21 protein-coding genes and 1 other annotated feature are annotated in these 25,676 nt (G+C 54.2%); of the genes, 18 read left to right on the top strand and 3 right to left on the bottom strand.

The features are described from left to right. Positions 1-363 precede the first annotated feature (363 nt). The 11 genes from dnaA (at position 364) to OGY62_RS03965 (ending at position 13,668) form a co-directional block, all read left to right on the top strand. A complete protein-coding gene (dnaA, locus tag OGY62_RS04015; RefSeq protein ID WP_114848141.1) occupies positions 364-1,767 on the top strand; it encodes a chromosomal replication initiator protein DnaA in 1,404 nt (467 codons plus the stop codon). A 4-nt stretch (positions 1,768-1,771) separates the two neighbouring features. Beyond that, positions 1,772-2,872, top strand: coding sequence for a DNA polymerase III subunit beta (dnaN, locus tag OGY62_RS04010; protein WP_012000806.1), 1,101 nt, complete (start codon positions 1,772-1,774; stop codon positions 2,870-2,872). Next, positions 2,872-3,945 carry a DNA replication/repair protein RecF gene (gene recF, locus OGY62_RS04005; protein ID WP_012000805.1) on the top strand — a complete coding sequence of 358 codons (1,074 nt, stop codon included), beginning with the start codon at positions 2,872-2,874 and terminating at the stop codon, positions 3,943-3,945. The genes dnaN and recF overlap by 1 nt, the downstream gene beginning before the upstream one ends. Before the next feature lie 28 nt (positions 3,946-3,973). Then, positions 3,974-6,388 carry a DNA topoisomerase (ATP-hydrolyzing) subunit B gene (gene gyrB, locus OGY62_RS04000; RefSeq protein WP_012000804.1) on the top strand — a complete coding sequence of 805 codons (2,415 nt, stop codon included), beginning with the start codon at positions 3,974-3,976 and terminating at the stop codon, positions 6,386-6,388. A gap of 201 nt (positions 6,389-6,589) precedes the next feature. Further along, positions 6,590-7,402, top strand: coding sequence for a sugar-phosphatase (yidA, locus tag OGY62_RS03995; protein ID WP_012000803.1), 813 nt, complete (start codon positions 6,590-6,592; stop codon positions 7,400-7,402). A 264-nt stretch (positions 7,403-7,666) separates the two neighbouring features. Further along, a complete protein-coding gene (gene dgoR / locus OGY62_RS03990) occupies positions 7,667-8,356 on the top strand; it encodes a D-galactonate utilization transcriptional regulator DgoR (RefSeq protein WP_049008770.1) in 690 nt (229 codons plus the stop codon). After that, complete coding sequence (locus tag OGY62_RS03985; RefSeq protein WP_049008769.1) at positions 8,353-9,228, top strand: 2-dehydro-3-deoxygalactonokinase; 876 nt, start codon at positions 8,353-8,355, stop codon at positions 9,226-9,228. Before dgoR ends, OGY62_RS03985 begins: the two co-directional genes overlap by 4 nt. Next, entirely contained in the window at positions 9,212-9,829 is a 618-nt protein-coding gene (locus tag OGY62_RS03980) for a 2-dehydro-3-deoxy-6-phosphogalactonate aldolase (RefSeq protein ID WP_104867979.1), read from the top strand. The genes OGY62_RS03985 and OGY62_RS03980 overlap by 17 nt, the downstream gene beginning before the upstream one ends. After that, positions 9,826-10,974: a galactonate dehydratase gene (gene dgoD, locus OGY62_RS03975; RefSeq protein ID WP_049008765.1), complete on the top strand. Its 1,149-nt coding sequence runs from the start codon at positions 9,826-9,828 to the stop codon at positions 10,972-10,974. Before OGY62_RS03980 ends, dgoD begins: the two co-directional genes overlap by 4 nt. A gap of 78 nt (positions 10,975-11,052) precedes the next feature. Next, entirely contained in the window at positions 11,053-12,390 is a 1,338-nt protein-coding gene (locus OGY62_RS03970) for an MFS transporter (RefSeq protein WP_075203724.1), read from the top strand. Positions 12,391-12,441: 51 nt separating this feature from the next. Continuing rightward, positions 12,442-13,668, top strand: a complete 1,227-nt coding sequence (locus OGY62_RS03965; RefSeq protein ID WP_286459152.1) for a YidR family protein — start codon at positions 12,442-12,444, stop codon at positions 13,666-13,668. Between the two features lies 1 nt (position 13,669). Here OGY62_RS03965 and OGY62_RS03960 read toward each other — a convergent pair whose 3' ends face one another. Continuing rightward, a complete protein-coding gene (locus OGY62_RS03960; protein WP_198448087.1) occupies positions 13,670-14,002 on the bottom strand; it encodes a YceK/YidQ family lipoprotein in 333 nt (110 codons plus the stop codon). 240 nt (positions 14,003-14,242) lie between these two features. Continuing rightward, positions 14,243-14,315, top strand: a sequence feature (ROSE (Repression Of Heat Shock gene Expression) occurs in the 5'-region of heat shock genes and acts as an RNA thermometer to modulate expression.). Between OGY62_RS03960 and ibpA the strand changes: the two genes are divergently transcribed. The 3 genes from ibpA (at position 14,309) to OGY62_RS03945 (ending at position 17,287) form a co-directional block, all read left to right on the top strand. Beyond that, positions 14,309-14,722, top strand: a complete 414-nt coding sequence (ibpA, locus tag OGY62_RS03955) for a small heat shock chaperone IbpA (RefSeq protein ID WP_006687722.1) — start codon at positions 14,309-14,311, stop codon at positions 14,720-14,722. It overlaps the preceding feature by 7 nt. Positions 14,723-14,962: 240 nt before the next feature. Then, positions 14,963-15,391 (top strand): small heat shock chaperone IbpB, encoded by a 429-nt coding sequence (gene ibpB / locus OGY62_RS03950; protein ID WP_047460126.1) that lies wholly within the window; start codon positions 14,963-14,965, stop codon positions 15,389-15,391. A 234-nt stretch (positions 15,392-15,625) separates the two neighbouring features. Further along, positions 15,626-17,287, top strand: coding sequence for a putative transporter (locus tag OGY62_RS03945; RefSeq protein WP_049008756.1), 1,662 nt, complete (start codon positions 15,626-15,628; stop codon positions 17,285-17,287). On the opposite strand, the gene OGY62_RS03940 is transcribed toward OGY62_RS03945, so the two are convergent. Further along, positions 17,284-18,006 (bottom strand): GntR family transcriptional regulator, encoded by a 723-nt coding sequence (locus OGY62_RS03940; protein WP_286459148.1) that lies wholly within the window; start codon positions 18,004-18,006, stop codon positions 17,284-17,286. The genes OGY62_RS03945 and OGY62_RS03940 overlap by 4 nt on opposite strands. 222 nt (positions 18,007-18,228) lie before the next feature. On the opposite strand from OGY62_RS03940, the gene OGY62_RS03935 reads away from it, so the two are divergent. Together OGY62_RS03935 and OGY62_RS03930 are read left to right on the top strand one after the other, a co-directional pair. Further along, positions 18,229-19,848, top strand: a complete 1,620-nt coding sequence (locus OGY62_RS03935; RefSeq protein WP_071259109.1) for an alpha-glucoside-specific PTS transporter subunit IIBC — start codon at positions 18,229-18,231, stop codon at positions 19,846-19,848. Beyond that, positions 19,845-21,167 (top strand): 6-phospho-alpha-glucosidase, encoded by a 1,323-nt coding sequence (locus tag OGY62_RS03930; RefSeq protein ID WP_047460135.1) that lies wholly within the window; start codon positions 19,845-19,847, stop codon positions 21,165-21,167. Before OGY62_RS03935 ends, OGY62_RS03930 begins: the two co-directional genes overlap by 4 nt. On the opposite strand, the gene OGY62_RS03925 is transcribed toward OGY62_RS03930, so the two are convergent. Further along, entirely contained in the window at positions 21,164-22,057 is an 894-nt protein-coding gene (locus OGY62_RS03925; protein WP_049008749.1) for a helix-turn-helix transcriptional regulator, read from the bottom strand. The two genes, OGY62_RS03930 and OGY62_RS03925, sit on opposite strands and share 4 nt — an antisense overlap. 167 nt (positions 22,058-22,224) lie before the next feature. On the opposite strand from OGY62_RS03925, the gene OGY62_RS03920 reads away from it, so the two are divergent. Both OGY62_RS03920 and OGY62_RS03915 read left to right on the top strand, forming a co-directional pair. After that, a complete protein-coding gene (locus OGY62_RS03920) occupies positions 22,225-23,940 on the top strand; it encodes a solute:sodium symporter family transporter (protein WP_024130074.1) in 1,716 nt (571 codons plus the stop codon). Continuing rightward, positions 23,937-25,430 carry a sulfatase-like hydrolase/transferase gene (locus OGY62_RS03915; protein ID WP_049008747.1) on the top strand — a complete coding sequence of 498 codons (1,494 nt, stop codon included), beginning with the start codon at positions 23,937-23,939 and terminating at the stop codon, positions 25,428-25,430. The genes OGY62_RS03920 and OGY62_RS03915 overlap by 4 nt, the downstream gene beginning before the upstream one ends. Positions 25,431-25,676: the final 246 nt, after the last annotated feature.

Here is a 25,676-nt window from a genome sequence, read left to right as displayed (position 1 = left end):
CGCGTTTCTGGCTCAGCGTCGACGCCACGCGCAATTGAGGGCACAGCCTGGCATCTTTACTCATTAATTTTTTCAATATGCGCGCGAAATCGTGCAGCACTTCGCCTGGATCGTTTACACTTACCCGGTTCTGGATCATCCTGTGGATAAAGCGGGAAGAATCTGTGAGAAACAGAAGATCTCTTGCTCAGTTTAGGCTATGATCCGCGGTCCTGATCGTTTCAACGGATCCTGATCGGGTAAAATTGCAGATAGCAATTCGCACGTCACCCTTTTATGCACAGGGTCTTTTCGACGTGCGTCAACAATCATGAATGTTTCAGCCTTTGTCATTTATCGACTTTTGTTCGAGTGGAGTCCGCCGTGTCACTTTCGCTTTGGCAGCAGTGTCTTGCCCGATTGCAGGATGAGTTACCAGCCACAGAATTCAGTATGTGGATACGCCCGTTGCAGGCGGAACTGAGCGATAACACGCTGGCTTTGTATGCGCCAAACCGTTTTGTGCTCGATTGGGTAAGAGACAAGTACCTCAATAATATCAATGGACTGCTGAATAATTTCTGCGGAGCGGATGCCCCACAACTGCGTTTTGAGGTCGGGACGAAACCCGTCACTCAAACGCTCAAAACGCCGGTCAACAATGTTGTTGTGCCTGCGCAGGTCGCTCAGGCGCAGCCACAGCGTGCGGCGCCAGCCGCGGCGCGCCCGGGCTGGGATAACGTGCCGGCTCCGGCAGAACCGACCTACCGCTCTAACGTCAACGTGAAACACACGTTTGATAACTTCGTCGAAGGTAAATCCAACCAACTGGCGCGCGCGGCGGCTCGTCAGGTGGCGGACAACCCCGGCGGCGCCTACAATCCCTTGTTCCTCTACGGCGGCACCGGTCTGGGTAAAACTCACCTGTTGCATGCGGTGGGCAACGGCATTATGGCGCGCAAACCGAATGCGAAAGTGGTGTATATGCACTCCGAGCGCTTTGTGCAGGACATGGTTAAAGCCTTGCAAAACAACGCGATCGAAGAGTTTAAACGCTACTACCGTTCCGTTGACGCACTGCTTATTGATGACATTCAATTCTTCGCCAATAAAGAACGATCCCAGGAAGAGTTTTTCCACACCTTTAACGCCCTGTTGGAAGGTAATCAGCAGATCATTTTGACGTCGGATCGTTATCCAAAAGAGATCAACGGCGTCGAAGATCGTCTGAAATCCCGCTTCGGTTGGGGGTTGACGGTGGCGATCGAACCGCCTGAGCTGGAAACCCGCGTGGCGATCCTGATGAAAAAAGCGGACGAAAATGATATTCGTCTGCCTGGCGAGGTGGCGTTCTTTATTGCCAAGCGACTACGCTCTAACGTGCGTGAGCTGGAAGGGGCGCTGAACCGCGTGATCGCTAACGCTAACTTTACCGGACGCGCTATCACTATCGACTTTGTGCGTGAAGCGCTGCGCGATCTGCTGGCGTTGCAGGAAAAGCTGGTCACCATCGACAATATCCAGAAAACGGTGGCGGAGTATTACAAAATTAAAATTGCGGATCTGCTTTCCAAGCGTCGATCTCGCTCGGTAGCGCGCCCGCGTCAGATGGCTATGGCGCTGGCAAAGGAGCTCACCAACCACAGTCTGCCGGAAATTGGCGACGCGTTTGGTGGACGTGACCACACTACCGTACTTCATGCCTGCCGTAAGATTGAGCAGTTGCGTGAAGAAAGCCATGATATTAAAGAAGATTTCTCAAACTTAATCAGAACATTATCTTCGTGACGCTATGAAATTTACCGTTGAACGTGAACATTTATTAAAACCGCTTCAGCAGGTCAGTGGCCCGCTGGGCGGTCGTCCTACGCTGCCCATTCTCGGTAACCTGCTGTTGCAGGTGGCTGACGGTACGCTGTCGCTGACGGGCACCGATCTTGAAATGGAAATGGTGGCGCGCGTTGCGTTGATTCAGCCTCATGAACCAGGCGCAACTACCGTCCCGGCGCGGAAATTCTTTGATATCTGCCGTGGCTTGCCGGAAGGGGCTGAAATTGCCGTCCAGCTGGAAGGCGATCGGATGCTGGTGCGCTCCGGGCGTAGCCGTTTCTCGCTTTCCACGCTGCCTGCCGCCGATTTCCCTAATCTGGATGACTGGCAGAGCGAAGTCGAATTCACCCTGCCGCAGGCAACGATGAAGCGCCTGATTGAAGCCACCCAGTTCTCAATGGCGCATCAGGACGTTCGTTACTACTTAAACGGCATGCTGTTTGAGACTGAAGGTGAAGAGTTGCGTACCGTCGCGACCGACGGTCACCGTCTGGCGGTCTGCTCTATGCCGGTCGGGCAATCTCTGCCTAACCATTCGGTGATTGTGCCGCGTAAAGGCGTGATTGAGCTGATGCGTATGCTCGACGGCGGCGAAACCCCGCTGCGCGTACAGATCGGCAGTAACAACATCCGTGCCCACGTCGGTGATTTTATCTTTACGTCCAAGCTGGTTGATGGTCGTTTCCCGGATTATCGCCGCGTATTGCCGAAGAACCCGGACAAAACGCTGGAAGCGGGTTGCGATATTCTCAAGCAGGCGTTTGCCCGCGCGGCGATTCTCTCCAACGAGAAATTCCGTGGCGTACGCCTGTATGTGAGCGAAAACCAACTCAAAATCACCGCCAACAACCCGGAACAGGAAGAAGCGGAAGAAATTCTGGACGTCACCTACGGCGGTACTGAGATGGAGATCGGTTTTAACGTCAGCTACGTGCTCGATGTGCTGAACGCGCTGAAATGTGAAACCGTGCGTATTCTGCTGACAGACTCCGTTTCCAGCGTACAGATTGAAGATGCGGCGTCTCAAAGTGCTGCGTATGTTGTGATGCCAATGAGACTGTAATGTCGCTCACCCGCCTGTTGATCCGCGACTTTCGCAATATTGAAAATGCGGATCTCGCTTTATCCCCCGGCTTTAACTTCCTGGTTGGCGCAAACGGTAGCGGCAAAACCAGCGTGCTGGAAGCCATCTATACGCTCGGCCACGGCCGGGCGTTTCGCAGCTTGCAGATTGGCCGCGTCATTCGTCACGAGCAGGAGTCGTTTGTCCTCCACGGACGTTTGCAAGGGGAAGAGCGCGAAACCGCTATCGGCCTGACGAAAGACAAGCTGGGCGACAGCAAAGTGCGCATCGACGGCACCGACGGCCACAAAGTGGCGGAGCTGGCGCACCTGATGCCGATGCAGTTGATTACCCCTGAGGGGTTTACTTTACTCAACGGCGGCCCCAAATACAGAAGAGCGTTCCTTGACTGGGGATGCTTTCACAACGAAGTCGGTTTTTTTACCGCCTGGAGCAACCTGAAGCGGTTGCTCAAGCAGCGCAACGCGGCGCTGCGCCAGGTAAGCCGTTATGAACAATTGCGTCCGTGGGATAAGGAGTTGATTCCTCTCGCGGAACAAATCAGTACCTGGCGTGCTGAGTACAGTGCTGGTATTGCGCAGGATATGGCGGATACCTGCCAGCAATTTCTACCGGAGTTCTCCCTCACCTTCTCTTTTCAGCGCGGTTGGGAAAAAGAGACGGATTATGCCGAGGTGCTGGAGCGGAGCTTCGAACGCGATCGCATGTTGACCTACACTGCGCATGGCCCGCACAAAGCGGATTTCCGCATTCGTGCTGACGGTGCGCCGGTGGAAGATACCTTATCGCGTGGGCAGCTTAAACTGCTGATGTGCGCTTTACGACTGGCGCAAGGGGAGTTCCTCACCCGTGAAAGCGGGCGGCGGTGTCTCTACCTGATAGATGATTTTGCCTCTGAACTTGATGATGCGCGTCGCGGGCTGCTGGCCAGCCGCTTGAAAGCGACGCAATCACAGGTCTTTGTCAGCGCAATCAGCGCTGAACACGTTCTGGACATGTCGGACAAAAATTCGAAGATGTTCACCGTGGAAAAGGGTAAAATAACGGATTAACCCAAGATAAATTGAGCGAGAAACGTTGATGTCGAATTCTTATGACTCCTCCAGTATCAAAGTCCTGAAAGGGCTGGATGCGGTGCGTAAGCGCCCGGGTATGTATATCGGCGACACGGATGACGGCACCGGTCTGCACCACATGGTATTCGAGGTGGTAGATAACGCTATCGACGAAGCGCTCGCGGGTCACTGTAAAGACATTATCGTCACCATTCATGCCGATAACTCCGTATCCGTGCAGGATGACGGGCGTGGCATCCCGACCGGTATTCACCCGGAAGAGGGCGTTTCTGCTGCGGAAGTGATCATGACCGTGCTGCACGCGGGCGGTAAATTTGACGATAACTCCTATAAAGTGTCCGGCGGTCTGCACGGCGTGGGTGTTTCCGTGGTTAACGCCCTGTCCCAGAAACTGGAACTGGTTATCCAGCGCGATAACAAAATCCACCGTCAGATCTATGAGCATGGCGTACCGCAGGCGCCGCTGGCGGTGACTGGCGAAACTGATAAAACCGGTACGATGGTGCGTTTCTGGCCGAGCCTGGAAACCTTCACCAACGTCACCGAATTTGAATACGAAATTCTGGCTAAGCGTCTGCGTGAGCTGTCCTTCCTGAACTCCGGCGTTTCTATTCGTCTGAAAGACAAGCGCGACGGCAAAGAAGACCATTTCCACTACGAAGGCGGCATCAAAGCGTTTGTTGAGTACCTCAACAAGAACAAAACGCCGATCCACCCGAATATCTTCTACTTCTCCACCGAAAAAGACGGTATCGGCGTGGAAGTGGCATTGCAGTGGAACGATGGTTTCCAGGAAAACATCTACTGCTTTACCAACAACATTCCGCAGCGTGACGGCGGTACGCACCTTGCAGGCTTCCGTGCGGCGATGACCCGTACCCTGAACGCCTATATGGATAAAGAAGGCTACAGCAAGAAAGCCAAAGTCAGCGCCACCGGCGACGATGCGCGTGAAGGCCTGATTGCCGTGGTTTCCGTGAAGGTGCCGGACCCGAAATTCTCCTCCCAGACCAAAGATAAACTGGTCTCTTCCGAAGTGAAATCGGCGGTGGAACAGCAGATGAACGAGCTGCTGAGCGAATACCTGCTGGAAAACCCGTCCGACGCCAAAATCGTGGTCGGCAAAATTATCGATGCGGCGCGTGCGCGTGAAGCCGCGCGTCGTGCGCGTGAAATGACGCGTCGTAAAGGCGCGCTGGATCTGGCGGGTCTGCCGGGTAAACTGGCGGATTGTCAGGAACGTGACCCGGCGCTGTCTGAACTGTACCTTGTGGAAGGGGACTCCGCAGGCGGCTCTGCTAAACAGGGTCGTAACCGCAAGAACCAGGCGATTCTGCCGCTGAAGGGTAAAATCCTCAACGTGGAGAAAGCGCGTTTCGACAAGATGCTCTCTTCCCAGGAAGTGGCGACGCTGATCACCGCGCTGGGCTGCGGCATCGGTCGTGACGAGTACAACCCGGATAAACTGCGCTATCACAGCATCATCATCATGACCGATGCGGACGTCGATGGCTCGCACATCCGTACGCTGCTGTTGACCTTCTTCTATCGTCAGATGCCGGAAATCGTCGAACGCGGTCACGTCTATATTGCGCAGCCGCCGCTGTACAAAGTGAAGAAAGGCAAGCAGGAACAGTACATTAAAGACGATGAGGCGATGGATCAGTACCAGATCTCCATCGCTCTGGATGGCGCAACGCTGCACACCAATGCCAGCGCACCGGCACTGGCGGGCGAAGCGTTAGAAAAACTGGTTTCTGATTACAACGCGACGCAGAAAATGATTGGCCGTATGGAGCGTCGCTTCCCGAAAGCGCTGCTGAAAGAGCTGGTTTATCAGCCGACGCTGACGGAAGCCGATCTTAGCAACGAACAGGCTGTCACCCGTTGGGTGAACGCGCTGATTACCGAGCTGAACGAGAAAGAGCAGCACGGCAGCCAGTGGAAGTTTGACGTTCGCGAGAACGCCGAACAGCAGCAGTTCGAACCGATTGTTCGCGTGCGTACCCACGGCGTGGATACAGACTATCCGCTGGATCACGAGTTTGTTACCGGCGGCGAATACCGTCGCATCTGCACGCTCGGCGAGAAGCTGCGCGGTCTGATCGAAGACGATGCGTTCATTGAACGCGGCGAGCGCCGTCAGCCGGTTGCGAGCTTCGAGCAGGCGCTGGAGTGGCTGGTGAAAGAGTCCCGTCGTGGCCTGGCGATTCAGCGCTATAAAGGTCTGGGCGAGATGAACCCGGATCAGCTGTGGGAAACCACGATGGACCCGGAAAGCCGTCGTATGCTGCGCGTCACCGTGAAAGATGCGATTGCCGCCGACCAGCTGTTCACTACGCTGATGGGCGATGCCGTTGAACCGCGTCGCGCCTTTATCGAAGAGAACGCCCTGAAAGCGGCAAACATCGATATCTAATCAGCTTGTAGGCCTGATTAGCGAAGCGCCATCAGGCAGTTCATCAGCCTAAGCTGCCGGATGGCGGCTTAGGCCTTATCCGGCCTACAACCGATCTGCAAAAGGGGAATCCCGGTTCCCCTTTCCATCCCCCTTTTCGTTGCTGTTTTTTGAGCGGAATCGCGTTAGCATGAGGACGGACTCATTTAATCCGGGGAACTCATGGCTATCAAACTCATTGCTATCGATATGGATGGCACCCTTTTGCTGCCCGATCACACCATTTCACCTGCGGTAAAAACGGCGATTGCCGCCGCGCGCGCCCGTGGCGTTAACGTGGTGCTGACCACCGGCCGTCCGTATGCGGGTGTCCATAGCTATCTGAAAGAGCTTCACATGGAACAACCCGGCGACTACTGCATCACCTACAATGGCGCGCTGGTGCAGAAAGCGGGCGACGGCAGTACCGTTGCGCAAACGGCGCTGAGCTATGACGATTACCGCTTTCTGGAGAAGTTGTCCCGCGAAGTCGGCTCACACTTCCACGCGCTGGATCGCAACACGCTGTACACCGCAAACCGTGATATCAGCTACTACACCGTACATGAATCCTATGTCGCCACCATTCCGCTGGTGTTCTGTGAAGCGGAGAAAATGGACCCGGCAACGCAGTTCCTGAAAGTGATGATGATTGATGAACCTGTCATCCTTGATCAGGCCATTGCGCGTATTCCGGCGGAAGTAAAAGAGAAATATACCGTGTTAAAAAGTGCGCCGTACTTCCTCGAAATCCTGGATAAACGCGTCAATAAAGGCACTGGCGTGAAATCGCTGGCTGATGCGCTGGGGATCAAGCCGGAAGAAATCATGGCGATTGGCGATCAGGAAAACGACATCGCGATGATCGAATATGCAGGCATGGGTGTGGCGATGGACAACGCGATTCCGTCGGTGAAAGAGGTGGCTAATTTTGTCACCAAATCCAACCTGGAAGACGGTGTGGCATACGCAATTGAGAAATTTGTGCTGAATTAAGTGGCTGGCTTGGATTAATCCGGCAAAACAGACGTTCCGTAACCCGCCTCTGCTGCGGGTTTTTTACGCCCTCATTTTCCCTTCATAACATTTCCATTACCGATTGTCGTTTTTGTGATCTAAATTGTAGTACAACACATTTATGTTGTACTACATTATCAACACAGCAACGATGAATGACATCACGTTAGTACTACAAAGTTGAGGCGAATTTCAGCGGTAACGGTAAAGTAGAGCGGTACATACAGAGCACAAGGACTCTCCATGACCCTCAATAAAACCGACCGCATCGTCATCACGCTGGGAAAACAGATTGTCAGCGGCAAGTACGTACCGGGTTCGGCACTGCCTGCGGAAGCGGATCTGTGTGAGGAGTTTGAAACCTCGCGCAACATCATTCGCGAAGTGTTCCGTTCGCTGATGGCGAAGCGGCTCATTGAAATGAAGCGTTATCGCGGAGCGTTTGTCGCACCACGAAACCAGTGGAACTACCTCGATACCGACGTGCTGCAATGGGTGCTGGAAAACGATTATGACCCGCGGCTGATCAGCGCAATGAGTGAAGTCCGTAACCTGGTGGAACCGGCTATTGCGCGCTGGGCGGCGGAACGCGCGACGTCGAGCGATCTGGCCGAAATTGAGTCGGCGCTCAATGACATGATCGCCAACAACCAGAACCGGGATGCCTTCAACGAAGCGGATATTCGCTATCACGAGGCGGTATTGCAGTCGGTACATAACCCGGTTTTACAACAGCTTAGTGTGGCGATCAGTTCGCTACAGCGAGCGGTGTTTGAACGAACCTGGATGGGTGATGAGGCCAACATGCCAAAAACGCTCCAGGAACATAAGGCGCTATTCGATGCGATACGGCATCAGGATGGCGATGCGGCAGAGCAGGCGGCCTTAACGATGATCGCCAGCTCAACACGAAGGCTCAAGGAAATCACATGACAGCTCGCTACATCGCAATTGACTGGGGATCGACCAATTTGCGCGCCTGGCTTTACCAGGGCGACAAATGCCTGGAGAGCAGGCAATCAGAAGCAGGCGTAACGCGTCTGAAGGGTAAATCTCCTGAAGCGGTGTTAGCAGAAGTGACGCAAAACTGGCGCGACAGCGCCACTCCCGTGGTTATGGCGGGAATGGTCGGCAGCAATGTGGGCTGGAAAATCGCCCCCTATCTGCCGGTTCCTGCCCATTTCTCTGCCATAGGCGAGCAGTTAACCTCCGTTGGCGACAAGATCTGGATTATTCCCGGACTCTGTGTCTCACGCGACGATAACCATAATGTGATGCGCGGCGAAGAGACACAGTTGCTTGGCGCCCGCACGCTTTCTCCTTCTTCTGTCTATGTGATGCCCGGTACGCACTGTAAATGGGTACGGGCTGATAACGCGCAAATTCACGATTTTCGCACCGTGATGACGGGTGAATTACACCATCTGTTGCTGCGTTATTCACTGGTTGGCGCAGGGTTGCCTGAACAGGAAACCTCGCCTGTCGCCTTTACTGCTGGGCTGGAGCGTGGTCTCGCTACCCCCGCCATCCTGCCGCAACTTTTTGAGGTTCGCGCCTCGCACGTCCTGGGAACACTCCCGCGCGCGCAGGTGAGTGAATTTTTATCCGGTCTGTTGATTGGCGCTGAAGTCGCCACCCTTAGCGAAAGCTTTGACGCCCGGCAGATCACCATTGTTGCCGGAGACGCGCTGGCGGAACGCTACCAGCAGGCGTTCAGCGCCATTGGCCGTCATGCAACCGTCGTTTCCGGTGAGAAGGCATTTCAGGCAGGAATAAGGAGCATCGCTCATGCAGTGGCAAACTGATCTTCCGCTTATTGCGATATTACGTGGCGTGACGCCCGATGAAGCGCTGGCGCATGTTGGCGCGGTCATCGAGGCTGGCTTTGATGCGGTGGAAATCCCGCTTAACTCCCCGCAGTGGGAAAAAAGTATCCCGGCGATAGTGGATGCGTATGGCGATAAGGCGTTGATCGGCGCGGGCACCGTACTTCAGCCCGATCAGGTAGACCTGTTAGCGCAAATGGGCTGCAAGCTGATCGTCACGCCAAATATTCAGCCCGAGGTGATTCGTCGCGCGGTGAGTTATGGCATGACCGTATGCCCTGGATGCGCGACCGCCAGCGAGGCCTTTACCGCGCTGGATGCGGGTGCGCAGGCGCTGAAAATATTCCCCTCATCGGCATTTGGCCCGGACTACATCAAAGCGCTGAAAGCGGTGCTTCCGGCTGATGTCCCGGTGTTTGCCGTGGGGGGCGTGACGCCGGAAAACCTGGCGCAATGGATTAACGCGGGTTGCGCAGGCGCCGGGCTGGGCAGCGATCTCTATCGCGCCGGGCAGTCCGTTGAGCGTACCGCGCAGCAGGCGACGGCATTTGTTAAAGCGTATCGAGAGGCAGTGAAATGAAAATAACCAAAATCACCACGTACCGTTTACCCCCGCGCTGGATGTTCCTGAAAATCGAAACGGATGAAGGCGTGGTTGGCTGGGGCGAACCGGTTATAGAAGGGCGCGCGCGTACCGTCGAAGCGGCGGTTCATGAGTTTGGCGACTATCTGATCGGTCAGGACCCGGCGCGTATCAACGATCTGTGGCAGGTGATGTACCGCGCCGGTTTTTATCGCGGCGGCCCAATAATGATGAGCGCCATCGCCGGTATCGACCAGGCGCTGTGGGATATCAAAGGCAAAGTGCTGAACGCGCCGGTATGGCAACTGATGGGCGGTTTGGTTCGCGACAAAATTAAAGCCTACAGCTGGGTGGGCGGCGACCGTCCGGCGGAAGTGATCGACGGCATCAGGAAACTGCGCGCTATTGGCTTCGACACCTTCAAACTGAACGGTTGTGAAGAGATGGGCGTGATTGATAATTCACGCGCGGTGGATGCGGCAGTCAATACCGTAGCGCAAATCCGTGAGGCTTTTGGTAACGAAATTGAATTTGGTCTCGACTTCCACGGTCGTGTCAGCGCCCCGATGGCGAAGGTTTTAATTAAAGAGCTGGAACAATATCGTCCGCTGTTTATTGAGGAGCCGGTGCTGGCGGAGCAGGCGGAATATTATCCGAAGCTGGCGGCGCAGACGCATATTCCGATTGCCGCAGGCGAGCGCATGTTCTCACGCTTTGAGTTTAAACGCGTGCTGGAAGCGGGCGGGCTGGCGATTCTGCAACCGGATCTGTCGCACGCTGGCGGTATCACCGAATGCTACAAAATCGCCGGGATGGCGGAAGCCTACGACGTGGCGCTGGCGCCGCACTGTCCGCTGGGGCCGATTGCGCTGGCAGCCTGTCTGCATATCGACTTCGTATCGCGCAATGCGGTATTCCAGGAGCAGAGCATGGGCATTCACTACAACAAAGGCGCGGAGCTGCTCGACTTCGTGAAAAACAAGGACGATTTCAGTATGGAAGGCGGCTTCTTTAAACCGTTAACTAAACCGGGTCTTGGCGTGGACATTGACGAAGCTAAAGTCATTGAACTGAGTAAAAACGCGCCGGACTGGCGCAACCCGTTGTGGCGTCATGAAGATGGCAGCGTAGCGGAATGGTAATCGCCATCCCGTAGACCCGGTAAGCCACCGGGCAAAAACCTTACATACAAAAATATAACCCTCTGTAAATTACAGGGCATGGTGAGCGGTCTCGCTATGCCCAAAATCTGGAGACAGATTGCGATGGATATTTCAGTTACAGCTGCAAAACCAGGGCGTCGTCGTTATCTGACGCTGATTATGATCTTTATTACCGTGGTTATTTGTTATGTTGACCGCGCGAACCTCGCCGTGGCGTCGGCGCATATTCAGGAAGAATTCGGCATCACCAAAGCGGAAATGGGCTACGTCTTTTCGGCTTTTGCGTGGCTTTATACGCTATGCCAGATTCCTGGCGGCTGGTTCCTTGACCGTGTGGGATCGCGACTGACCTACTTTATCGCTATTTTGGGCTGGTCTGTTGCAACGCTATTTCAGGGGTTCGCCACCGGATTAATGTCGCTGATTGGTCTTCGCGCCATCACCGGGATTTTTGAGGCGCCCGCATTTCCGACCAATAACCGGATGGTTACCAGCTGGTTCCCGGAGCATGAGCGCGCCTCCGCTGTCGGTTTCTACACCTCCGGGCAGTTTGTCGGCCTGGCGTTTCTGACGCCGCTGCTGATTTGGATTCAGGAGATGCTGAGCTGGCACTGGGTGTTCATCGTTACCGGGGGAATCGGGATTATCTGGTCGCTAATCTGGTTCAAGGTTTATCAGCCGCCGCGCCTGACCAAAAGCATCAGCCAGGCTGAGCTGGACTATATTCGCGATGGCGGCGGTCTGGTGGACGGCGATGCGCCAGTCAAAAAAGAGGCGCGTCAGCCACTGACCAAAGCTGACTGGAAACTGGTGTTTCACCGCAAACTTGTCGGGGTCTACCTGGGGCAATTTGCGGTTACTTCTACGCTGTGGTTCTTCCTGACCTGGTTCCCGAACTATTTAACCCAGGAGAAAGGGATCACCGCCCTGAAGGCAGGTTTTATGACGACCGTACCGTTCCTTGCCGCTTTCTTTGGGGTGCTGCTCTCCGGCTGGCTGGCGGATAAGCTGGTGAAAAAAGGGTTCTCGTTGGGTGTTGCGCGTAAAACGCCTATTATCTGCGGGCTGCTGATTTCTACCTGCATCATGGGGGCGAACTACACTAACGATCCCGTATGGATTATGACTCTGATGGCGCTGGCGTTCTTCGGCAATGGTTTTGCGTCTATCACCTGGTCACTGGTCTCTTCACTCGCACCGATGCGTCTGATTGGCCTGACCGGCGGCGTGTTTAACTTTGTTGGCGGACTGGGCGGCATCACCGTGCCGCTGGTGATTGGCTACCTTGCGCAGGATTATGGCTTTGGCCCGGCGCTGGTCTATATCTCCGCTGTTGCCCTGATTGGCGCGCTCTCTTATATCCTGCTGGTCGGCGACGTTAAACGGGTAGGCTAATTTCTTCCAATGCTATACCCTGATGCGAAAACCGCGCATCAGGGTATCTCCATGAAACAAATCACTTTCGCTTCGCGTCATCATCAGCTTACGAATACCAGCACCTGGACGGCGGACAGCCAGTGGCTGGTTTTTGATGTGCGTACGTCAGGCGCCTCGTTTACCGGTGAGACGATTGAGCGCGTCAACGTACGGACTGGTGAGGTTGAGGTCATTTATCGCGCTACGCAGGGCGCGCACGTTGGCGTGGTGACCGTTCATCCACAAGACGATCGCTATGTGTTCATTCATGGCCCGGAGAACCCGGATGAGACGTGGCATTATGATTTCCACCATCGTCGCGGCGTGATAGCGGCGCAAAACCGCGTGACGAATCTGGATGCAATGGACATCACCGTGCCGTATACGCCCGGCGCGCTGCGCGGCGGCAGCCATGTGCATGTGTTCAGTCCGAACGGCGAGCGTGTCAGCTTCACCTATAACGACCATGTACTGCGTGAGCGCGATCCGGCGCTGGACTTGCGCAACGTCGGCGTTGCGGTGCCGTATGGCCCGGTTACGGTGGCGGTTCAGCATCCTCGGGAGTACAGCGGCAGCCACTGGTGCGTGTTAGTGAGCCAGACCACGCCGGCGCCACGGCCGGGCAGCGATGACATTAACCGCGCCTACGAAGAGGGTTGGGTGGGCGATCATGCGCTGGCGTTTATTGGCGATACCTTGTCGGCGAAGGGTGAAAAAGTGCCGGAGCTGTTTCTGGTGGCGTTGCCGCAGGATGAAAAAGGCTGGAAACAGGCAGGCGATATGCCGCTGACCGGAACAGAATCAACGCTGCCAGCGCCGCCTGCGGGCGTTGTTCAGCGCCGTCTGACCTTTACGCACGATCGCGCTTTCCCTGGGCTGGTAAACGTTCCGCGCCATTGGGTGCGGAGTAACCCGCAAGCCACGGACATTGCGTTTTTGATGCGCGATGATCGCGGTATTGTTCAGCTCTGGCTGATCCCGGTGCAGGGGGGAGAGCCGCGCCAGCTTACGCATAACGCGACCGATATCCAGTCAGCGTTCAACTGGCACCCGTCAGGCCAGTGGTTGGGGTTTGTGCTGGAAAACCGCATTGCCTGCTGCGACGCGCAGAGCGGGGCAATCGCCTTTTTAACGGCGAGTCATGACAGCCCGCCTTCAGCGGACGCCGTTGTTTTTTCGCCGGATGGGGCGTTAATCGCGTGGATGGAAGAGGTTGACGGTTTCCGCCAGCTTTGGGTGACGGAAACCAAACGATAAATCAGTGAGCGGACATTTTTGCCGGGGGGATAACGGCGTTGGTCATCTTCGTTTTCTCCTCGCTCTTTTCCACTCGCGACTTCACTGAGCTGTCTGTGCGGAAGAAGTCCCACGGCAAGAGTATCGTATCCATGACGGCGGTAAAGGGCATATCCAGGATTGCCAGCGATTTGGTGCCCCAGTTTGTATCACTGCTGCCGATCATTTCGGCGCTGGCGCGTGTGCCGGGGTAGGTCCCCTCTTTGCCGCCGGTATGTGACATTACGCTGGAGCAGCCACCCAGTAAAACCAATCCACTGCACATCATCAGCGTTAACAACACATTTTTTATCATGATTTATTCATCTGTTGATTATCGATGTTTGCATGATGAGTTATAGCGATCCGTCGCGAAAAATAACATCACCATCACGTCGCACTGTGGCGCTTATCGCACTTTAACAATGTGTGCTGTTCACCCAGTCTATGCGATAGACAACAAACTGCAAAAAAAGTCCCCTGCAAGCGCTTGAAAAGTTCATTTCCAGACCCATTTTTAGGGTGTAGGCAAATAAAGAGCACGCCTGATGGGTGTTCTGGCTACCTGACCTGTCCATGATGGAAGGTCAACTATTCTCGCTGATTTCAGGAGCTATTCATTATGCGTAACTTTGACTTATCCCCGCTGTACCGTTCTGCCATTGGTTTTGATCGTCTGTTTAACCTCTTAGAAAACAACCAGAGCCAGAGTAATGGCGGTTATCCTCCGTATAACGTCGAACTGGTGGATGAAAACCATTACCGCATTGCGATTGCCGTTGCAGGCTTTGCGGAAAGCGAACTGGAAATTACCGCTCAGGATAATCTGCTGGTGGTAAAAGGCGCTCACGCGGATGAGCAAAAAGAACGTACCTATCTCTACCAGGGCATCGCAGAGCGTAACTTTGAACGCAAATTCCAGTTAGCAGAGAACATTCATGTTCGCGGCGCTAACCTAGTGAACGGTCTGCTGTATATCGACCTGGAGCGCGTGATTCCAGAAGCGAACAAACCGCGCCGTATCGAAATTAACTGATTCAGTCAGGTCGCCGTCGGCGGCCTGTTATCCCTATGCTCGCCGTCAGGGAGCATATGCGAATCTGAGGATTCGCTGGCAATAATATACCCTAAATAATTTGCGTCGCAGGAAGGCGGCAAGCAAGCAAATCCCCGGGAGCGTACAAAAGTACGTGACTGGGGTGAGCGAGCGCAGACAACGCATCTGCGGCGTGAAGTATGACGGGTATTACTCGCTTCTTAGAAGGAGATGATTATCATGCGTAATTACGATTTATCCCCACTGCTGCGTCAATGGATCGGTTTTGACAAACTGGCCAACGCCCTGCAAAACACCGGCGAAAGCCAGAGCTTCCCGCCCTATAACATTGAAAAAAGCGATGACAACCACTACCGCATTACCCTCGCGTTAGCCGGTTTCCGTCAGGAAGATCTGGATATTCAGCTGGAAGGCACGCGCCTGACCGTAAAAGGCACGCCAGCGCAGCCGGAAAAAGAAACCAAATGGTTGCATCAGGGGTTGGTGACACAGCCATTCAGTCTGAGTTTTACTCTGGCAGAAAATATGGAGGTCAGCGGCGCGACCTTCACCAATGGGTTATTGCACATTGATTTAACCCGCAACGAGCCGGAAACCATCGCTCCACAGCGTATCGCCATTAGCGAACGTCCCGCATTAAATAGCTAATCCAGGACTACCTGTAGGCCGGATAAGGCGTAGCCGCCATCCGGCAAATCGCCCGGTGCGCTATGCTTACCGGGCCTACAAAGCGACGCCGAACCTGTAGGTCCGGCATCATGCTTTTCAACAAACCGCCCCGCCAGCAATGACGGGGCATTTTTGTGCTTTACCACCCATACATACCGCTTGTACTCTGCGAGAATCCATTTAATTAATAATGTTATTCACAGGGAAAAGAAGATGAGTGATATAGCATTGACGGTCAGCGTTCTGGCGTTGGTGGCGGTTGTCGGGTTGTGGATCGGCAATATCAAGGTGCGGGGTGTCGGTTTTGGCATTGGCGGCGTACTGTTCGGCGGGATTATCGTCGGCCACTTTGTCGATCAGGCCGGGATGACGCTGAGCAGTGACATGCTGCACTTTATCCAGGAATTCGGCCTGATACTCTTCGTTTACACCATTGGTATCCAGGTGGGGCCGGGGTTCTTTGCCTCTCTGCGCGTCTCAGGGTTGCGCCTTAATCTCTTTGCCATCCTGATTGTCATTATCGGTGGGCTGGTTACCGCCATTTTGCATAAAATCTTCGCTATCCCGCTACCGGTGGTGCTGGGGATTTTCTCCGGCGCGGTCACCAATACGCCTGCGCTGGGGGCCGGGCAGCAAATTCTGCGCGATCTGGGAACGCCAATGGAAGCGGTGGACCAGATGGGGATGAGCTATGCGATGGCCTATCCTTTCGGGATTTGCGGCATTTTGCTCACCATGTGGCTGATGCGGATGATTTTTCGCGTCAACGTGGAGGCGGAAGCGAAGCAGCATGAAGACACGCTTAGCAATGGACACTCGTTAATCCAGACCATGAATATCCGTGTTGAGAACCCGAATCTCAACAATATGGCGCTCCAGGATGTGCCCATCCTGAACAGCGATAAAATCATCTGTTCGCGTCTGAAACGCGACGAGACGCTGATGGTGCCTTCACCGGGAACGATCATCCAGTCGGGCGACCTGCTGCATCTGGTGGGACAGCCCGCCGATCTGCATAACGCGCAGCTGGTCATTGGTCAGGAGGTGGACACCTCGCTCTCAACGCGAGGGACGGATTTGCGCGTTGAACGCGTCGTGGTCACTAACGAAAAGGTGCTCGGAAAACGCATTCGCGACCTCCATTTTAAAGAGCGCTATGACGTGGTGATCTCCCGTCTGAACCGTGCGGGCGTAGAGCTGGTGGCCAGTAGCGACGCCAGCCTGCAATTCGGTGACATCCTCAATCTGGTTGGCCGTCCCTCTTCAATTGATGCGGTGGCCAATGTTGTGGGTAACGCCCAGCAAAAACTGCAACAGGTGCAGATGTTACCGGTGTTTATCGGTATTGGTCTGGGCGTGCTGTTGGGGTCGATTCCGTTGTTTGTCCCTGGATTCCCGGTAGCGTTAAAGCTGGGACTGGCGGGCGGGCCGCTGATCATGGCGCTGATTCTGGGACGTATCGGCAGCATTGGCAAGCTGTACTGGTTTATGCCGCCAAGCGCCAACCTGGCGCTGCGTGAGCTGGGGATCGTGCTGTTTCTCGCGGTGGTCGGGCTGAAGTCTGGCGGTGACTTTATTGATACGTTGACTCAGGGTGATGGTCTGAGCTGGATTGGTTACGGCATCTTTATTACTGCCATTCCGCTGATTACCGTCGGTCTTCTGGCGCGTATCTTTGCCAAAATGAACTACCTGACGCTATGCGGGATGCTGGCGGGGTCAATGACCGATCCGCCTGCACTGGCGTTTGCTAACAACCTGCATGCCACCAGCGGCGCGGCGGCGCTCTCCTACGCCACCGTTTATCCACTGGTAATGTTCCTGCGGATTATCACCCCACAACTGCTGGCGGTGCTTTTCTGGGGGTTAGGCTAGGTCAGGTTTGCATCCGGGTGGACGCGCCGTAAATGGTAGTCCACCTGGTATTCGCTGGCATTTCTGAACATGACCGAATAATTCAAAAACTCCCCGCTGTCGCTGTAAGAAAGCGATGTGATCCGCAGTAGCGGCGTTTGCTCGGGGACGTTCATTTGCGCGGAGAGCTGTTTATCGGCCAGTACGGGCGTCAGGCTTTCATAGTTGCCACTGATGGTGATGCCGCACTCTTTCTCAATATAATCAAATTTCGACCCTTCCAGGTGGATCAGCGAGAGGTTACGGAACAGCCTGACGGGCATATAGCTGTCCTCCAGCATCAGCGGTTTGCCATCCACATAGCGCACGCGGCGGGAAAAGTAGATACGTTCGTTGATCTGAATCCGCAACTGGCTGGCAATGGCGGGGGGCGCAGGCATCACTTCAAATACCAGCACCTGGCTGGTGACCTCTTTTCCCTGACGCCGCAGCACTTCCGCCAGTCCGGTCAGGTTGGTGGTTTCATGATGAACGTCTTTACGCGCCACGTATGTGCCGCTCCCGTGCCGCCGCACCACCAGTCCCCATCCCACCAGAATATCGACGGCTTTGCGGATGGTCATTCGTGACACAGCAAACTCTTCCGCCAGCTTTTTTTCACCAGGCAACGGGCTACCGATGTTGTAATCAGATGAGTTGAGCCGGATTCTTAGTCGTTCCGCTATCGATTTGTAGATCACTACCAGACCTCTTTTTCCCTTTAATTTCCGCGCTACGAACCTTTTGATGTCTAACTTTTATGTAAAAAGTAGACATCATTGACTGAATTAAAACCATGAATGCGATCACGAATCGAAGCGGCGCGTCATGTTCTCAGAATCGCAACTACCTATTCTCGTATCAGGCCAGCAATCACTACAAAAAAGGCCTCTCCCTACTGGTTGTTATATGAGGATGTAAAAATGCTCAGTCAAATACAACGCTTTGGCGGCGCTATGTTTACCCCGGTACTGCTGTTCCCGTTCGCCGGTATCGTCGTGGGTATCGCTATCATGCTGCGCAACCCGCTTTTTGTTGGCGAAGCGCTGACCGATCCCAACAGTTTATTCGCGCAAATCGTTCATATTATTGAAGAGGGCGGCTGGACGGTTTTCCGTAATATGCCGCTGATTTTCGCCGTCGGCTTGCCAATTGGCCTGGCTAAACAGGCGCAAGGCCGAGCTTGTCTGGCGGTGCTGGTCAGCTTCCTGACATGGAACTATTTCATTAATGCCATGGGCATGACCTGGGGGCATTTCTTCGGCGTGGACTTCAGCGTAGACCCGACGGCAGGCAGCGGTCTGACGATGATGGCCGGAATAAAAACGCTCGATACCAGCATTATCGGCGCCATTATGATTTCGGGCATCGTCACCGCGCTGCACAACCGCTATTTCGATAAGCCGTTGCCCGTGTTCCTCGGTATTTTTCAGGGCACGTCGTTTGTGGTGATTATTGCGTTCCTGGTGATGATTCCCTGCGCCTGGCTGACGCTGCTCGGCTGGCCAAAAGTGCAGATGGGCATTGAATCCCTACAGGCTTTCCTGCGTTCAGCGGGCGCGCTGGGCGTGTGGGTCTACACCTTCCTCGAACGTATTCTGATCCCGACAGGGCTGCACCACTTCGTCTATGGCCCCTTCATTTTTGGCCCTGCGGCGGTAGAAGGTGGCATTCAGGTTTACTGGGCGCAACATATGCAGGCGTTCAGCCAGAGCACGGAATCGCTGAAGACGTTATTCCCGGAAGGCGGTTTTGCCCTGCACGGTAACTCAAAAATCTTTGGCTCCGTCGGGATTGCGCTGGCGCTCTATTACACCGCATCGCCAGAAAACCGGGTGAAGGTCGCTGGTTTGCTGATCCCCGCCACGTTAACCGCTGTACTGGTGGGCATCACGGAACCGCTGGAATTCACTTTCCTGTTTATTTCTCCACTGCTGTTTGCCGTACACGCGGTGCTGGCGGCCTCAATGGCGACGGTGATGTATATCTGCGGCGTGGTAGGAAATATGGGCGGCGGACTGCTGGATCAGTTCTTACCGCAAAACTGGATCCCGATGTTCCACAACCATGCCGGAATGATGTTTACCCAGATAGGCATCGGGCTGGCATTCACCGCCCTCTATTTTGTGGTTTTCCGCACCCTGATCCTGCGCTTCAACCTGAAAACGCCGGGTCGTGAAGAGAGTGAAGTCAGACTCTACAGCAAAGCGGATTACAAGGCCGCGCGTGGACAGACAACGGCGCCCGCGCCGGACGCAAAACTTGGGCAGGCCGCCGGGTTCCTCCAGGCGCTGGGCGGCGCGGGCAATATCGAAAGCATTAATAACTGCGCCACGCGCTTACGTATCGCGCTCCACGATATGGCGCAGACCCAGAGTGATGACGTCTTTAAAGCGCTGGGCGCGCACGGCGTGGTTCGCCGTGGCAATGGCATCCAGGTGATTGTCGGCCTGCATGTGCCCCAGGTGCGTGACCAGCTTGAAACGCTAATGAAATCCCCCTTATCGACCGAACAAATCCCCATGACGGAGGCAGTATCATGAAAAAATTCTCAGTGGTTATCGCAGGCGGCGGCAGCACATTTACGCCGGGCATCGTATTGATGTTGCTGGCAAACCAGGACCGTTTTCCGCTTCGCGCACTGAAATTCTATGACAACGACGGCGCTCGCCAGGAAGTGATTGCCGAAGCGTGCAAAATCATCCTTAAAGAGCAGGCGCCGGAGATTGAGTTTAGTTACACCACCGATCCCGAAGCAGCGTTTACCGATGTTGATTTCGTGATGGCGCATATCCGCGTGGGCAAATACCCGATGCGGGAAAAAGACGAAAAAATCCCGCTGCGCCATGGCGTATTAGGCCAGGAAACCTGTGGTCCGGGCGGGATTGCGTATGGGATGCGTTCTATTGGCGGCGTACTGGAGCTGGTGGATTACATGGAGAAATACTCCCCGAACGCGTGGATGCTGAACTACTCCAACCCGGCGGCGATAGTGGCCGAGGCGACGCGCCGTCTGCGCCCGAACGCCAAAATCCTCAATATCTGTGATATGCCGATCGGCATTGAAGGGCGGATGGCGCAGATTGTCGGCCTGCAAGATCGTAAGCAAATGCGCGTGCGTTATTACGGGCTGAACCACTTTGGCTGGTGGACGTCGATTGAGGACTTGCAGGGTAACGACCTGATGCCGAAACTGCGGGAATACGTCGCGAAACACGGTTATGTTCCGCCATCTAACGATCCGCATACTGAAGCGAGCTGGAATGATACGTTCGCCAAAGCGAAGGATGTGCAGGCGCTGGACCCGGACACCATGCCGAATACCTATCTGAAATACTATCTGTTCCCGGACTATGTGGTGCAGCACTCGAACCCGGCGCGCACGCGTGCTAATGAGGTGATGGACCACCGTGAAAAACAGGTATTTGGCTCCTGCCGCGCGATTATTGAAGCAGGCCACTCCTCCGCTGGCGAGCTAGAAATTGATGAACATGCGTCTTATATCGTCGATCTGGCAACGGCAATCGCCTTTAATACGCAGGAACGGATGCTGCTGATTGTGCCAAACAACGGGGCGATTCATAACTTTGATGATGAAGCGATGGTGGAGATCCCTTGCCTGGTGGGGCATAACGGGCCGGAACCTCTGACGGTTGGCGATATTCCGCAGTTCCAGAAAGGGCTGATGAGCCAGCAGGTGGCCGTCGAGAAACTGGTGGTCGATGCCTGGGAGCATCGCTCCTATCAGCGTCTGTGGCAGGCGATTACGCTCTCCAAAACCGTGCCGAGCGCGTCTGTCGCCAAAGCGATTCTTGATGATCTGATTGAAGCCAACAAAGAATACTGGCCTGAACTGCACTAATCTTGTTGACCGGCATCCAGCGGGTGCCGGTCAGGATGTTTCAACACCGCCGACGGCGCGTAGCCAAATTTATGCTTAAATGCTTTGCTGAAATGAAATGAGTCAAAGAAGTTGAGCATATCCGCTACCTGACCCACCGAATTCCCTTCCTGTTTTAACAGCGATAATGCCAGTTCCAGCCGGGCGTCCAGATAATATTCTTTCGGTGTTTTCCCGGTATAGCGTAAAAACAGACGACGCAGCCAGGCTTCGCTACAGGGGATCGTGGCGGCCATATCCGCCACGCTCCAGCGGCGTTGCAGGCTGGCATGTAACGCTGCAATTAACTTTTCAACCTGTATGCGTTGTGGGTCTTTTTTCCCGTTTGAGTCAATAAGACAAATCCACTGATAAATAATTTTCGTGAGAAACGCGACGGCGAGATTATTTTTAATCGGTTCCGGGCGGGTAATTAATTGTGAAACTTCGGCCAGTTCCTGATTATAAACGTCACCGTTATAAATAACGCTTTGTTGTCGGATAGGAATATCCATAATACTGGTTGGGGTAAACTCCATCCAGTATTGCTCCCACAATAAACCTTCGCAATGGTAAGACTGTATATCTGTGGGTTTTAAAAAAATAATGCAGTTGCCGTTTAATGTAATTTGCTCACCGTCTTTCAGCAGGATTTTCCCGCACCCCTGTACGGTATAGACCGCGACCCATGAATTGGCAATTAGCGGCTTTTTCTTATCTCGCGGCCATATAACACGGTAATTTTCGTCAGCGTAGGTATGCCACAGCGAGATCAATGAAATTCCGCTGGAGATCACATTTTCATTAATCAGCAGGGGAATATTGTACGTAGTTTCGTTTTTTACATGCGAACTTAGCAAGTTTCCATTCATTTTATTTTCTCGCCGGAGAATGATGCCCACAACCTGAACATAACAGAAAGTGAATGCTTCAGGGAGGCGATGTTTGTAATTAAGAAATCTGACTGCCTGACCCGGCACGCTTTACCTCGTGTTGACCCTACCGCTGCCGGGACATAATGAAAAACAAGGGCTATGAGATGAATACGCTACAAATTTTGAGCTTTGTTGGTTTTACGCTACTGGTGGCGGTTATCACCTGGTGGAAGTTACGAAAAGCGGATACCGGTTCGCAGCAGGGATATTTTCTGGCGGGACGTTCGTTAAAAGCGCCGGTTATTGCCGCCTCGCTGATGTTAACTAACCTCTCAACGGAACAACTGGTGGGATTAACCGGCCAGGCTTACCGCAGCGGTATGTCGGTAATGGCATGGGAAGTCATCTCCGCAATTCCGCTTATTTTTCTGGCGCTGATCTTTCTGCCACGCTATCTGCAACGCGGCATTGCAACGATCCCGGATTTTATTGAAGAGCGCTATGACAAAACCACCCGCATCATTATCGATTGCTGTTTTTTGATTGCGACGGGAATCTGTTTTTTACCCATCATTCTGTATTCCGGCGCGCTTGCCTTTAACAGCATGTTTCATGTCACTGAAACCTTTGGTATTTCACAACATACGGCGATCTGGCTGATGGCTGTCGTGCTGGGGATTAGCGGCATCCTGTATGCTGTCGTCGGTGGGATGCGGGCGATTGCCATTGCCGATGTGATTAACGGTATCGGCCTGGTGATTGGCGGCCTGATGGTGCCGCTGTTTGGTCTGATGGCGATGGGGAAAGGCAGTCTGAGCGAAGGTATTACGCGTTTAACCCAGGATCACAGCCAGATGCTGAACTCGATTGGCGGCAGCAACGACCCGGTGCCGATTGGCGCGGCGTTGACCGGGCTTATCCTGGTCAATACGTTCTACTGGTGCACCAACCAGGGGATCGTTCAGCGTACGCTGGCATCAAAAAGTTTATCGGAAGGGCAAAAAGGGGCGCTGCTTACGGCGGTGTTGAAGATGCTGGACCCGCTGATTCTGGTGCTGCCGGGCGTTATCGCTTTTCATCTCTTTCAGGATCTACCGAAAGCAGACATGGCCTATCCGGCGCTGGTGAACAAAGTGATGCCGCTGCCGCTGATTGGCTTTTTTAGCGCGGTGCTGTTTGGCGCGATTATCAGCGCATTCTGCGGTTTTTTGAACAGTGCTTCGACCCTGTTTAGCCTCGGTATCTATCGCCGACTGATTAATGAACAGGCCAGCCCCGATAAACTGGTCACTGTTGGTCGTCGCTTTGGCTTTATTGTGGCCGTGATCTCCGTACTGGTAGCGCCGTGGATCGCCTATGCGCCGCAAGGGCTCTACAGTTGGATGAAACAGCTCAACGGGATTTATAACGTGCCGTTAGTGACCATTGTTATTATGGGCTTCTTCTTCCCGCGTATTCCGGCGCTGGCCGCGAAGGTCGCAATGGGACTCGGTATTGTCAGTTACATCACCATCAACTACCTGGTGAAATTTGATTTTCATTTCCTCTATGTGCTGGCCTGTACCTTCTGTATCAACGTCGTGGTGATGCTGCTCATTGGCGTGATTAAGCCGCGTGCAACGCCGTTTAAATTTCATGATGCGTTTGCGGTTGACATGAAACCGTGGAAAAACGTGAAGATCGCCGCCGTTGGCGTCCTGTTCGCGATGATTGGCGTCTATTCTGGTCTGGCGCAGTTTGGTGGCTATCAGACCCGGTGGCTGACCATTCTCAGCTACGCTATCACCGCTGCGGTGGTTGTTTACCTGATTTACAGCTCATGGCAGACGCGCCATTCCGCGCCTGTGGTTTATGTTTCTGACGCTAAGGATAAAGCATGACCCGTCCGAATTTTCTGTTCATTATGACCGATACACAGGCGACCAATATGGTGGGCTGCTATAGCGGTAAGCCGCTGAACACGCAGCATATTGACAGTCTGGCCGCTGAAGGGATTCGCTTTAACTCCGCGTATACCTGCTCGCCGGTGTGTACGCCAGCCCGCGCGGGGCTTTTTACCGGTATTTATGCCAATCAGTCCGGCCCGTGGACGAACAACGTCGCGCCGGGGAAGAACATCTCCACGATGGGGCGTTATTTTAAGGATGCAGGCTATCACACCTGTTATATCGGCAAATGGCACCTCGACGGGCACGATTACTTTGGCACCGGCGAGTGCCCGCCTGAGTGGGATGCCGACTACTGGTATGACGGCGCGAACTACCTTTCTGAACTGACGGAGAATGAAATCAGCCTGTGGCGTAACGGACTGAACAGTATTGAGGATTTGCAGACCAATAATATTGATGAGACCTTTACCTGGGCGTATCGCATCAGCAACCGGGCGGTTGATTTTCTCCATCAGCCAGCGAGAGATGACGAACCGTTCCTGATGGTGGTCTCTTATGATGAGCCGCATCATCCGTTTACCTGTCCGATTGAGTATCTGGAGAAGTATCAGGATTTTTATTATGACCTGGGCGCGAAGGCGCAGGATTCGCTGAGCAATAAACCTGAGCACCATCGGCTATGGGCGCAGGCGATGCCGTCTCCGGTAGGCGATGATGGCTGTTATCATCATCCGCTCTACTTTGCCTGCAATGACTTTGTTGACGATCAGATTGGGCGGGTGATCAATGCGTTAACCCCGGAACAACGTGAGAATACCTGGGTGATTTATACCTCCGATCACGGTGAAATGATGGGGGCGCACAAACTCATCAGCAAAGGGGCGGCAATGTATGATGACATTACCCGCATCCCGCTGATTATGCGCCCGCCGCAGGGAGCGCCGCAGCAGATCGATACGCCGGTCAGCCATATTGACCTGCTGCCTACGATGATGGCGCTGGCGGGGATTGATAAGCCCGATATTCTTCCGGGTGAAAACATCCTGGCCGTTGAAGCGCCGCGCGGGGTGATGGTGGAGTTCAACCGCTATGAGATCGAGCATGACAGCTTTGGCGGCTTTATTCCGGTGCGCTGCTGGGTGACGGATAACTGGAAGCTGGTGCTGAACCTGTTTACCAGCGATGAGCTGTACGACAGGCGTAATGACCCGGATGAACTGCATAATCTGATTGCTGCGCCGGAATTTGCCGGTGTTCGCAGTCAGATGCACGACGCGCTGCTGGATTACATGGATAAAATCCGCGACCCGTTCCGTACGTACCAGTGGAGCCTGCGTCCGTGGCGTAAAGATGCCCGGCCGCGCTGGATGGGGGCATTCCGCCCACGCCCGCAAGACGGTTATTCTCCGGTGGTACGTGATTACGATACCGGTTTGCCCACGCAAGGCGTGAAAGTAGAAGAGAAAAAGCAGAAGTTTTGATGCGTTATGCCCGGTGGCGCTGCGCTTACCGGGCCTACAAAAAGCGCAATACCGTAGGCCGGATAAGGCGTTTACGCCGCCATCCGGCAATAATAATGCCCGGTGGCGCTGCGCTTACCGGGCCTACAAAAAGCGCAACACCGTAGGCCGGATAAGGCGCTTACGCCGCCATCCGGCAATAATGATGCCCGGTGGCGCTGCGCTTACCGGGCCTACAAAAGCGTAATACCGTAGGCCGGATAAGGC

Source organism: Citrobacter sp. CK198 (genome assembly GCF_030333295.1).
In the GTDB taxonomy this organism is placed as follows: domain Bacteria; phylum Pseudomonadota; class Gammaproteobacteria; order Enterobacterales; family Enterobacteriaceae; genus Citrobacter_B; species Citrobacter_B koseri.
The sequence above is the reverse complement of the archived record's forward strand: the minus strand, read 5'-3'. Positions and strand labels throughout refer to the sequence as shown.